The organism is Alcaligenes aquatilis, assembly GCF_003076515.1.
GTDB classification, from domain to species: domain Bacteria; phylum Pseudomonadota; class Gammaproteobacteria; order Burkholderiales; family Burkholderiaceae_B; genus Alcaligenes; species Alcaligenes aquatilis.
This window is the reverse complement of record NZ_CP022390.1, coordinates 3825943-3838299: the sequence shown is the minus strand read 5'-3', so window position 1 is coordinate 3838299 and position 12357 is coordinate 3825943. Positions and strand designations below refer to the sequence as shown.

9 protein-coding genes and 1 tRNA gene are annotated in these 12357 nt (G+C 54.7%); all 10 read left to right on the top strand.

Annotated elements, in window-relative coordinates; genetic code table 11:
* Positions 1-146, top strand: a 146-nt coding sequence (locus tag CA948_RS17520) for an EF-Tu C-terminal domain-related protein (RefSeq protein ID WP_476774938.1), incomplete at its 5' end; no start/stop codon positions are given.
* Positions 147-242: 96 nt separating this feature from the next.
* Positions 243-318: transfer RNA gene (locus CA948_RS17515), tRNA-Trp, on the top strand.
* Between the two features lie 45 nt (positions 319-363).
* Positions 364-744: a preprotein translocase subunit SecE gene (gene secE / locus CA948_RS17510; protein WP_094198191.1), complete on the top strand. Its 381-nt coding sequence runs from the start codon at positions 364-366 to the stop codon at positions 742-744.
* 9 nt (positions 745-753) lie between these two features.
* Positions 754-1287, top strand: a complete 534-nt coding sequence (nusG, locus tag CA948_RS17505) for a transcription termination/antitermination protein NusG (protein ID WP_003800839.1) — start codon at positions 754-756, stop codon at positions 1285-1287.
* A gap of 67 nt (positions 1288-1354) precedes the next feature.
* Positions 1355-1789, top strand: a complete 435-nt coding sequence (gene rplK / locus CA948_RS17500; RefSeq protein WP_003800842.1) for a 50S ribosomal protein L11 — start codon at positions 1355-1357, stop codon at positions 1787-1789.
* A gap of 3 nt (positions 1790-1792) precedes the next feature.
* The gene (rplA, locus tag CA948_RS17495; protein WP_094198190.1) at positions 1793-2488 is read left to right on the top strand and encodes a 50S ribosomal protein L1; all 696 of its coding nucleotides are present in this window, start codon (positions 1793-1795) and stop codon (positions 2486-2488) included.
* 233 nt (positions 2489-2721) lie between these two features.
* Complete coding sequence (rplJ, locus tag CA948_RS17490; protein ID WP_094198189.1) at positions 2722-3246, top strand: 50S ribosomal protein L10; 525 nt, start codon at positions 2722-2724, stop codon at positions 3244-3246.
* 79 nt (positions 3247-3325) lie between these two features.
* A complete protein-coding gene (gene rplL / locus CA948_RS17485; RefSeq protein ID WP_003800851.1) occupies positions 3326-3703 on the top strand; it encodes a 50S ribosomal protein L7/L12 in 378 nt (125 codons plus the stop codon).
* Positions 3704-3865: 162 nt separating this feature from the next.
* Entirely contained in the window at positions 3866-7978 is a 4113-nt protein-coding gene (gene rpoB, locus CA948_RS17480; RefSeq protein WP_108728661.1) for a DNA-directed RNA polymerase subunit beta, read from the top strand.
* Positions 7978-12243: a DNA-directed RNA polymerase subunit beta' gene (gene rpoC, locus CA948_RS17475; protein ID WP_108728660.1), complete on the top strand. Its 4266-nt coding sequence runs from the start codon at positions 7978-7980 to the stop codon at positions 12241-12243. Before rpoB ends, rpoC begins: the two co-directional genes overlap by 1 nt.
* Positions 12244-12357: the final 114 nt, after the last annotated feature.

Sequence of the window (12357 nt, the reverse complement as noted above, 5' to 3'; positions counted from 1 at the left end):
ACAAAGAAATGGTTCTGCCAGGCGACAACATTTCGATGAAAGTGTCCCTGATCGCTCCTATCGCCATGGAAGAAGGTCTGCGCTTCGCTATTCGCGAAGGCGGCCGTACCGTTGGCGCTGGCGTGGTGGCAAAAATCATCAAGTAAAAAAAAAGAGTAGTAATTTTAGGCGAAAGAGGTTAATATCCTCTTTTGCCTAAAAGCCAAACATAGCATTTAGCGCGCTATGGTTTGTCGCGGTATAGGGGTATAGCTCAATTGGCAGAGCGTCGGTCTCCAAAACCGAAGGTTGAGGGTTCGATTCCTTCTGCCCCTGCCACCACAGTCACTCGCCACCACCTCGCGTGGCGTCACTCGTCGGAATATGTCGAATACCAACGTAGAAACCGTTAACCGAGGTTCCGAGCGCATCAAGCTGGGCCTAGCGGTCCTAGTCGTCGCCGCCGGTATTGTTGGCTATTCCGTTCTGGATGGTCAAAATTCACTGGTTCGCGCTGGGGTATTTGTTGCCAGCTTAATCGTCGCCGTATTAATCGTCTGGTTTAGCGATACAGGCCGTCGCCTGGTCGCTTTTTCTCGTGATGCTTATACGGAAGTGCGTCGCGTTCACTGGCCATCCCGTAAAGAAGCAACACAAATGACAGGTATTGTCTTTGTGTTTGTTGCCGTTATGGCCATCTTGTTGTGGCTGATTGACAAAGGGCTCGGCTGGATCATTTATGGCCTGTTGCTGGGCTGGAAATAAAGGGCACACATGAGCAAACGCTGGTATGTGGTTCACGTTTATTCCGGCATGGAAAAAAGCGTGCACAAAGCTCTGGTGGAGCGCATTGAACGCGCTGAACTCCAAGAAGCGTTTGGTCGCATTCTGGTTCCATCGGAAGAAGTCGTTGAAGTAAAAAACGGCAAGAAATCAATTACAGAGCGACGTATTTACCCCGGTTACGTTTTGGTCGAGATGGCTTTGACCGACGAAACCTGGCATTTGGTAAAAAGTACGCCGCGCGTCACCGGCTTTTTGGGCGGTTCCGGTAACCGTCCTGCTCCCATCTCCGAGCGCGAAGTGGAAAAAATCCTGTCGCAAATGGAAGAGGGCGTTGAAAAGCCACGGCACAAAGTGTTGTTTGAAGTGGGTGAACTGGTGCGCGTCAAGGACGGCCCGTTCGCAGATTTCAACGGTAACGTCGAAGAAGTTAACTACGAGAAAAACAAGGTTCGTGTCACCGTTACTATTTTCGGCCGCGCTACCCCTGTCGAACTCGATTTCGATCAAGTCGAAAAGACCTGATTAATTACAACCCCCGGGAAGCCTGGCGCAGTCTGTGTCAGGCGTCATCACCCGCAAGGAGCTAAGCATGGCGAAGAAAATCGTCGGCTTTATCAAGCTGCAAGTCCCAGCTGGTAAGGCAAACCCATCCCCTCCAATCGGTCCAGCGCTGGGTCAGCGCGGTCTGAACATCATGGAATTCTGCAAGGCGTTCAACGCCCAGACACAGGGTCTGGAACCCGGTCTGCCAATTCCTGTGGTGATCACCGCTTTTGCTGACAAGAGCTTCACGTTCATCATGAAGACTCCTCCAGCAACCATCCTGATCAAAAAGGCTGCTGGTATCAAATCCGGTTCTGCACGTCCTAACGCGGACAAAGTCGGTACACTGACTCGCGCTCAGGCTGAAGAAATCGCCAAGACCAAACAACCCGACCTGACCGCCGCCGATCTGGACGCCGCTGTGCGTACCATCGCTGGTAGCGCTCGCAGCATGGGCATCAACGTTGAAGGGGTGGTGTAAGTCATGGCTAAAGTAAGCAAACGCGCAGCCGCTATTGCTGCCAAGATCGACCGCAACAAGTTCTACCCTGTGGCCGAAGCTTTGGCCCTGGTGAAAGACACTGCCACTGCCAAGTTCGACGAATCCATCGATATCGCTGTTCAGCTGGGCATCGATCCCCGTAAGTCCGACCAACTGGTCCGTGGCTCGGTGGTTCTGCCTGCTGGTACCGGTAAATCCGTGCGTGTTGCCGTTTTCGCTCAAGGCGAAAAAGCCGACGCCGCTCGCGAAGCAGGTGCTGACATCGTTGGTCTGGACGATCTGGCTGAGCAAATCAAAGCCGGTCAAATGGACTTTGACGTTGTGATCGCTTCGCCCGACACCATGCGTGTTGTCGGTACCCTGGGTCAGGTTCTGGGTCCTCGTGGCCTGATGCCAAACCCCAAGGTCGGTACTGTGACTCCTGACGTTGCTACGGCTGTTAAAAACGCCAAGGCTGGTCAAGTTCAATACCGTACCGATAAGGCCGGTATCATTCACAGCACCATTGGTCGCGCTTCGTTCGACGTTGAACAGTTGCAAACCAACCTGGTCGCCCTGGTTGACGCCTTGAACAAGGCTCGTCCAGCTGCTGCCAAGGGTGTTTACCTGCGCAAGGTTGCCGTGTCCTCCACCATGGGTGGCGGTGCACGTGTTGAAATTGCATCTCTGACTGTTTAATCAACAGTTAGAAAAAAGAACTTTGGGCTGCGATCCTGTTTACAGGATCACTGCTGTCAAAGACCGTTGGAGCAGTTGGGTTGACTAGTCACCTAAATGCTTAATCGGGGCAAAACGCTCCATCCAACGTAGACGGCGCCCGTGGAAGAATTCGTAATAGAACTCGTCCAGGTGCGCCGCATTCGGTTGATGTTGGGAAGCCTTCCCGACATCGTTTGAAGGAGTGTTCAACCGTGAGTCTCAATCGTGAAGAGAAAGCGGTAGTCATCGAAGAAGTCACTGCCGAACTGGCAAAGGCCCAATCGATCATTATCGCCGAGTACCGTGGTCTGGACGTCGCTTCTGCTACCGTATTGCGCAAAAAAGCGCGTGAGTCTGGCGTCTACCTGCGTGTTATGAAAAACACGCTGGTTCGTCGTTCGTTGGAAGGTACCTCGTTTGACGGTATCTCCAGCCAGCTCGTGGGTCCTCTGATGTACGCCATCAGTGAAGATCCCGTGGCTGCGGCGAAAGTCGTTGCAGATTTTGCCAAGACCAATGACAAATTGGTCATTATGGGCGGTGCGCTGCCCAATAGCGTTCTGAATGCTGATGGTGTTAAGGCTCTGGCCACAATGCCCTCGCGCGACGAACTGCTGGCGAAACTGCTGGGCACCATGCAAGCACCTATCGCTACTTTTGTGCGTACGCTTAACGAAGTTCCCACCAAGTTTGTTCGCGGCCTGGCGGCTGTGCGCGATCAGAAAGAAGCTGCGTAAGCAGTTTTCCTTCAGGAAACTTCGTCGTTGCGAACGACAACCAAACCTGGCATTTACCTAATATCTGGAGTTCTTAAAAATGGCTACTAAAGCTGAAATCCTTGACGCCATCGGCGCAATGTCCGTGCTCGAACTGTCCGAGCTGATCAAAGAAATGGAAGAAAAATTCGGTGTGTCGGCTGCTGCCGCCGCTGTTGCTGTTGCAGCTCCTGCTGCTGGTGGCGCTGCTGCTGCCGCTGAAGAGCAAACCGAATTCACCGTGTTCCTGGCTGACGTTGGCGCAAACAAAGTTAGCGTCATTAAAGTCGTGCGCGAAATCACCGGTCTGGGCCTGAAAGAAGCCAAAGATCTGGTTGACGGTGCTCCTAAGGCTGTTAAAGAAGGCCTGTCCAAAGCTGATGCTGAAGACGCTCAGAAGAAGCTGGAAGAAGCTGGCGCCAAGATCGAGCTCAAGTAAGAGTATCGATAGATGCCCGGGAATGCGTTTCAAGCCTTCCCGGGCTTTTGCGTTTCCAGAAAACCCACGATTTTTAATTAGTATTGTAGAAAGTCGGGTTTTTTAGAGTCGTAAACCAGGGCCGTGGTTGACGGTCCGTGTAACCCTTGAGTCGGAGTGCTCATGCCTTATTCGTACACCGAAAAAAAGCGCATACGCAAGAGCTTCGCCAAACGTGAAGACGTACAGCAGGTTCCTTACCTGTTGGCTACCCAGCTGCATTCTTTCAGAACCTTCTTGCAGAAGGACACGCTGCCTTCTCAGCGTAAGGTTGAAGGCTTGCAGGAAGCTTTCAGTTCCATATTTCCAATAGTAAGCCATAACCAAATGGCGCGGCTAGAGTTCGTGAGCTATACGCTCGGCGAGCCGGTGTTCGACGTCAAAGAGTGTCAACTTCGTGGTTTGACCTATGCCTCCCCCTTGCGGGCGAAGGTTCGTCTGGTCCTCATGGACCGCGAGGTGAGCAAGCCTACCGTCAAGGAAGTAAAAGAGCAAGAAGTCTACATGGGCGAAATGCCCCTGATGACCGATAACGGCTCTTTTGTGATTAACGGTACCGAACGAGTCATCGTTTCCCAGCTGCACCGTTCACCCGGCGTGTTCTTTGAACATGACCGCGGTAAAACGCACAGCTCGGGCAAGTTGCTGTTCTCGGCGCGCGTGATTCCTTACCGTGGTTCCTGGCTGGACTTCGAGTTCGATCCTAAGGACATTCTGTTCTTCCGTATCGACCGTCGTCGCAAGATGCCTGTGACTATCTTGCTGAAGGCCATTGGCCTGACGCCAGAGCAGATCCTGGCCCACTTCTTCGAGTTCGACCACATCGAACTGCACCAGGAAGGTGGCAAGCTGCAATTCGTTCCAGAACACTGGAAGGGCGAGGTTGCCCGTTTCGACATTACCGACCGCGACGGTCGCGTACTGGTTGAAAAGGACAAGCGTATCAATGCCAAGCATTTGCGCGACCTGCAAGCAGCCAAGATCGAATACATCTCCATCCCGGAAGATTTCCTTCTGGGTCGTGTGCTGGCCAAGAACATCATCAACGCCGAAACCGGCGAAGTGATTGCCAACGCCAACGACGAAATCACCGAATCCATTCTGGCCGAAATGCGCGCAGCCAATGTGCGTGATTTCGAGACCCTGTACATCAATGAACTGGACCAGGGCGGCTTTATCTCCCTGACCCTGCGCACTGACGAAACAGCGGATTCCAATGCTGCCCGTATCGCGATCTATCGCATGATGCGTCCCGGTGAGCCACCAACCGAAGAAGCGGTTGAGGCCCTGTTCAACCGTCTGTTCTACAGCGAAGAGTCCTACGACTTGTCGCGCGTAGGTCGCATGAAGGTCAACAGCCGTCTGGGCCGTGGTGACAGCATCGAAGGTCCCATGACCCTGACCGACGAAGACATTCTGGACACCATTCAGGTGCTGGTGAGTCTGCGTAACGGCCGCGGTCAGATCGACGATATCGATCACCTGGGTAACCGTCGTGTTCGTTGTGTAGGCGAATTGGCCGAAAACCAATTCCGCGCCGGTCTGGTGCGTGTGGAACGTGCTGTCAAGGAACGTCTGGGCCAGGCCGAGACCGAAAACCTGATGCCGCACGATCTGATCAACTCCAAGCCCATCTCTGCGGCTGTTAAAGAGTTCTTCGGTTCCAGCCAGCTGTCGCAGTTTATGGACCAAACCAACCCGCTGTCCGAAATCACGCACAAGCGTCGTGTTTCGGCACTGGGCCCTGGTGGTCTGACGCGTGAACGTGCAGGCTTTGAGGTGCGCGACGTGCACCCAACCCACTACGGTCGCGTGTGCCCGATTGAAACGCCTGAAGGTCCAAACATTGGTCTGATCAACTCCATGGCGCTGTACGCTCGTCTGAACGAGTACGGTTTCCTGGAAACGCCTTACCGTAAGATTGTTGACGGCAAGGTCAGTGAACAGATCGATTACCTGTCGGCTATTGAAGAAAGCAATTACGTCATCGCTCAGGCTAACGCCGAATTGACCGAAGACGGTGCCTTTGCGAACGATCTGGTTGCTTGCCGTGAAGCGGGCGAAACCATGATGACTGCGCCCGAGAACATCCATTACATGGACGTGGCTCCTTCGCAGATCGTGTCTGTGGCTGCTTCGCTGATTCCGTTCCTGGAGCACGATGACGCCAACCGAGCACTGATGGGCGCCAACATGCAGCGCCAGGCGGTTCCTTGCCTGCGCCCTGAGAAGCCTTTGGTCGGTACCGGTATTGAACGTACTGTTGCTGTTGACTCGGGTACGACCGTACAAGCCCGTCGTGGCGGTGTGGTGGTAGACGTTGACGCACAGCGCGTGGTTATTCGCGTGCACGATGACGAGAACGTGGCTGGCGAGGTCGGTGTAGATATCTACAACATGACCAAGTACACCCGTTCCAACCAGAACACCAACATCAACCAGCGTCCTATCGTCAAACGTGGCGATATCGTGGCTCGTGGTGACGTGCTGGCTGACGGTGCATCGACTGACCTGGGCGAATTGGCTCTGGGTCAGAACATGCTGATCGCTTTTATGCCTTGGAACGGCTACAACTTCGAGGACTCGATTCTGATCTCCGAGAAGGTTGTGGCGGACGATCGCTACACGTCGGTTCATATCGAAGAGCTGACGGTGGTTGCCCGTGACACGAAGCTGGGACCTGAGGATATCACCCGCGATATCAGCAACCTGTCCGAAATTCAGCTGAACCGTCTGGACGATTCCGGCATTGTGTACATCGGCGCCGAAGTGCGTGCCGACGACGTGCTGGTCGGTAAAGTGACACCCAAGGGTGAAACTCAGCTGACACCGGAAGAAAAACTGCTGCGCGCCATTTTTGGTGAAAAAGCCTCTGACGTTAAAGACACCTCCCTGCGCGTGCCTTCGGGCATGGTCGGTACGGTGATCGACGTTCAAGTCTTTACCCGTGAAGGTATCGAGCGTGACAAGCGCGCCCAGTCCATCATTGATGATGAACTGCGTCGCTACCGCCAGGACCTGAACGATCAGCTGCAAATCGTTGAAGACGACGCCTTTGACCGTGCCTTGAAGTTCCTGGTCGGCAAAACCGTCAACGGTGGTCCACGCAAGCTGCCCAAGGGCACCGAGCTGACCGCCGACTACCTGAACGATCTGGATCGCTGGCAGTGGTTCGACATTCGTCTGGCTGATGAGCAACACGCACTGGTGCTGGAGCACACCAAGGAATCCTTGGAGCAAAAGCGTCACCAGTTCGATCTGGCTTTTGAAGAAAAGCGCAAGAAGCTCACCCAAGGCGACGAGCTGCCTCCTGGCGTGCTGAAGATGGTCAAGGTTTACCTGGCTGTTAAACGTCGTTTGCAGCCTGGTGACAAGATGGCCGGTCGTCACGGTAACAAGGGTGTGGTTTCCCGCATCGTTCCTGTGGAAGACATGCCGCACATGGCTGACGGTACCCCTGTGGACATCGTTCTGAACCCGCTGGGCGTGCCTTCGCGGATGAACGTGGGTCAGGTTCTGGAAGTTCACCTGGGTTGGGCTGCCAAGGGTATTGGCCACCGCATCAATGACATGATGCAAGAGGAAAAGAGCGTGCAGGTTTCCGAACTGCGCGCGTTCCTGGACAAGGTTTACAACACGACCGGCAAGAAAACTCGTATCAACGAGTTGACTGACGACGAAGTGATGAACCTGGCCACCAACTTGCAAAAAGGTCTGCCATTGGCTACCCCCGTGTTCGATGGGGCAACCGAGCAGGAAATTGACAAGATGCTGCGTCTGGCCTATCCGGACGATATCGCTGAGAACTTGCAACTGGCACCGCATCGCACCCAGGTTCGCCTGTTTGACGGTCGTACCGGCGAAGCCTTTGAGCGTATGGTCACCGTAGGCTACATGCACTACCTGAAGCTGCATCACTTGGTCGATGACAAGATGCACGCTCGTTCCACCGGCCCATACTCGCTGGTTACTCAGCAGCCGCTGGGTGGTAAGGCACAGTTCGGTGGTCAGCGTTTCGGGGAGATGGAAGTCTGGGCGCTGGAAGCGTATGGCGCCGCCTATACCCTGCAGGAAATGCTCACGGTTAAATCCGACGACATCGCCGGCCGTACCAAGGTCTACGAGAACATTGTCAAGGGTGACCACGTGATCGACGCCGGTATGCCGGAGTCCTTTAACGTTCTGGTCAAGGAAATCCGTTCCTTGTCCCTGGACATGGATTTGGAGCGTAAATAATGAAAGCGCTACTCGATCTCTTTAAACAAGTCACTCAGGACGAGCAGTTCGATGCCATCAAGATCGGCATCGCCTCGCCCGAGAAAATCCGGTCCTGGTCTTTCGGTGAAGTCCGCAAGCCAGAGACCATCAACTATCGCACGTTCAAACCCGAACGCGATGGTCTGTTTTGCGCCAAGATTTTTGGTCCCATCAAGGACTACGAATGCTTGTGTGGCAAATACAAGCGCCTGAAACATCGTGGCGTCATCTGCGAGAAGTGTGGTGTTGAAGTCACCGTCTCCAAGGTGCGTCGCGAGCGCATGGGTCACATTGAACTGGCCTGCCCGGTTGCTCACATCTGGTTCCTGAAGAGCCTGCCATCCCGTCTGGGCATGGTGCTGGACATGACCCTGCGTGACATCGAGCGAGTACTGTACTTTGAAGCCTGGTGCGTGATCGAACCTGGTATGACCCCGCTCAAGCGCGGTCAGATCATGTCCGATGATGATTTCCTGGCCAAGACCGAAGAATACGGTGATGACTTCCACGCCCTGATGGGTGCGGAAGCGGTGCGCGAATTGCTGCGTACGATCGACATCGATCGCGAAGTCGAGCGCCTGCGCGCCGAACTGAAAGCCACTGGCTCGGATGCCAAGATCAAGAAGATCTCCAAGCGTCTGAAAGTACTGGAAGGCTTCCAGAAATCCGGCATCAAGGCAGACTGGATGATCATGGAAGTGCTGCCCGTGCTGCCACCGGACTTGCGTCCGCTGGTGCCACTGGACGGCGGCCGCTTTGCGACTTCCGACCTGAACGATCTGTACCGCCGCGTGATCAACCGTAATAACCGTTTGAAGCGTCTGCTGGAACTGAAGGCTCCGGACATCATCTTGCGCAACGAAAAACGTATGCTGCAAGAGTCCGTGGACTCCTTGCTGGATAACGGTCGTCGCGGTAAAGCCATGACCGGCGCCAACAAGCGTCAACTGAAGTCCTTGGCCGACATGATCAAGGGCAAGAGCGGTCGTTTCCGTCAGAACCTGCTGGGCAAGCGCGTGGACTACTCTGGTCGTTCCGTGATTGTGGTGGGTCCTCAGTTGAAGCTGCACCAGTGTGGTCTGCCCAAGCTGATGGCGCTGGAACTGTTCAAGCCCTTCATCTTCAACCGTCTGGAATTGATGGGTCTGGCTACGACCATCAAAGCGGCCAAGAAGTTGGTGGAAAGCCAGGAACCGGTGGTGTGGGACATCCTCGAAGAGGTGATCCGCGAGCATCCGGTCATGCTGAACCGTGCACCGACGCTGCACCGTTTGGGTATTCAGGCTTTTGAACCGGTCCTGATCGAAGGTAAAGCGATTCAGCTGCACCCCTTGGTGTGTGCCGCCTTTAACGCTGACTTTGACGGTGACCAGATGGCCGTTCACGTGCCGCTGTCGCTGGAAGCCCAGCTGGAAGCGCGCACCCTGATGCTGGCCTCGAACAACGTGCTGTTCCCCGCCAACGGCGAACCATCCATCGTTCCTTCCCAGGATATCGTGTTGGGTCTGTACTATGCGACCCGCGAACTGGTAAATGGCAAGGGCGAAGGTCTGTTCATGGCCGATGTGGCCGAAGTCCAGCGCGCCTACGACAACAAGGAAGTCGAGCTGCAAACTCGTCTGACCGTCCGTATCGAAGAATTCGAGAAGGGCGAAGACGGTGAGTGGGTCAAGACCATCAAGCGTTACGAAACGACGGCTGGCCGTGCCTTGTTGTCCGAAATTCTGCCCAAGGGCATGCCTTTCACCGCACTGAACCGTGCGTTGAAAAAGAAAGAAATTTCGCGTCTGATCAACCAGTCCTTCCGTCGCTGTGGCCTGCGTGCCACCGTGATTTTTGCGGACAAATTGATGCAGTCCGGTTTCCGTCTGGCAACACGTGGTGGTATTTCCATCGCCATGAACGACATGGTTGTGCCTGCCGTCAAGGAAAGCATCTTGGCCCAGGCAAGCAATGAAGTTAAAGAAATCGACAAGCAGTACTCCTCCGGTCTGGTGACGGCTCAGGAACGCTACAACAACGTGGTGGACATCTGGGGCAAAGCCGGTGACCGCGTGGGTAAGGCCATGATGGAGCAACTGGCTTCCGAGCCAGTGACCAACCGTTTTGGTGAAGAAGTACGCCAAGAGTCCTTCAACTCTATCTACATGATGGCGGACTCCGGTGCTCGTGGTTCGGCTGCACAGATTCGTCAGCTGGCTGGTATGCGTGGTCTGATGGCCAAGCCAGATGGCTCCATTATTGAAACGCCTATTACCGCGAACTTCCGTGAAGGTCTGAACGTACTGCAGTACTTTATTTCGACTCACGGTGCTCGTAAGGGTCTGGCTGATACGGCCTTGAAGACGGCTAACTCCGGTTACCTGACTCGTCGTCTGGTCGACGTGACTCAAGATCTGGTCATTACCGAAGACGATTGCGGTACCAAGGGCGGCTACACCATGAAAGCCATCCTGGATGGTGGTGAGGTTATCGAGCCCCTGCGCGATCTGATTCTGGGTCGTGTGGCCTCGACCGACATCGTCAACCCTGACAACCAGGAACTGGTTATCCCCGCCGGCACCTTGCTGAACGAGGATCTGGTCGAGTTGATTGACAACCTGGGCATTGATGAAGTCAAGATCCGTACTCCGCTGACTTGCGAAACCCGTCATGGCTTGTGCGCAAGCTGCTACGGTCGTGATCTGGGCCGCGGTACGCTGGTCAATCGTGGTGAAGCTATCGGTGTTATCGCGGCTCAGTCCATCGGTGAACCGGGTACCCAGTTGACCATGCGTACGTTCCACATTGGTGGTGCCGCTTCGCGTGCTGCACTGGCAAGTTCGGTTGAAACCAAGACGGCAGGTACGGTCGGTTTTGAAATCGGTCTGCGGTATGTGACCAACGCCAAGGGCGAACGTGTTGCGATCTCCCGTTCCGGCGAAATTGTCATTTTTGACGACAATCGTCGCGAGCGCGAACGTCACAAAGTGCCTTACGGTGCCACCATTACGGTCGGTGATGGTGATGCGATCAAGGCTGGCCAGCGTCTGGCAAGCTGGGATCCGCTGACCCGTCCTATCGTGTCCGAGTACACAGGTACGGTTCGCTTCGAGAATATCGAAGAGGGCGTAACCGTGGCTCGTCAGGTGGACGAAGTGACCGGCCTGTCGACTCTGGTTGTGATCACACCCAAGACACGTGGTGGCAAGATCACCATGCGTCCTCAGATCAAGCTGCTGAACGAACAGGGTCAGGAGATCAAGATCGCGGGTACCGATCACATGGTCAATATCTCCTTCCCAGTGGGCGCCCTGATTACCGTTCGTGACGGTCAGCAAGTGTCCGTGGGTGAGATTCTGGCGCGTATTCCTCAGGAATCGCAAAAGACTCGGGATATTACTGGTGGTCTGCCACGTGTGGCCGAACTGTTCGAAGCCCGTTCGCCCAAGGATGCCGGTCTGTTGGCCGAAGTCACGGGTACGGTTTCCTTCGGTAAAGACACCAAGGGCAAACAGCGTCTGGTCATTACTGACCTGGACGGCGTCAGCCACGAATTCCTGATTCCGAAGGAAAAACAGGTTCTGGCTCACGACGGTCAAGTGGTGAACAAGGGCGAGATGATTGTGGACGGCCCGGCCGATCCGCACGACATCCTGCGCTTGAAGGGTATCGAGAAACTGGCCAACTACATTGTTAACGAAGTGCAGGACGTTTACCGTCTGCAAGGTGTGAAGATCAACGACAAGCACATTGAAGTGATTGTTCGTCAGATGCTGCGCCGCGTGAACATTGTGGATGCCGGTGATACCAGCTTCATCACGGGTGAACAGGTTGAACGCTCCGAACTGCTGAACGAGAACGATCGCGTCCTGGCTGAAAACGGTATTCCTGCTACGTACGAAAACGTGCTGCTGGGTATTACCAAGGCCTCGCTGTCGACCGACTCCTTCATCTCGGCGGCTTCCTTCCAGGAAACCACCCGCGTGTTGACCGAAGCGGCCATCATGGGCAAAACCGACGATCTGCGTGGTCTGAAAGAAAACGTGATCGTGGGCCGTCTGATTCCTGCTGGTACCGGTATGGCTTTCCATGCTGCCCGCAAGGAAAAAGAAGCCTTTGAAGTGGCAGAGCGCAAAGCAGCCCGTGAACTGGAAAATCCGTTCGCATCGGCTCCTGAGCCTTCGGAAGACCCCGTCTTTGTGTCGGGTGCCTCTGAGTCCGAGCAGGCGCAACCTGAAGCCCCAGAGGGCGATCAGGAATAAGCTAAATCGTGTGGTTCCCCATCCTGTTTATTCAGGGTGGGCCGATACCTTCAGGTATTCGGATAAAACCAGATGATCCAGGCGACAAAAAACCCCACATGGCTATGCCACGTG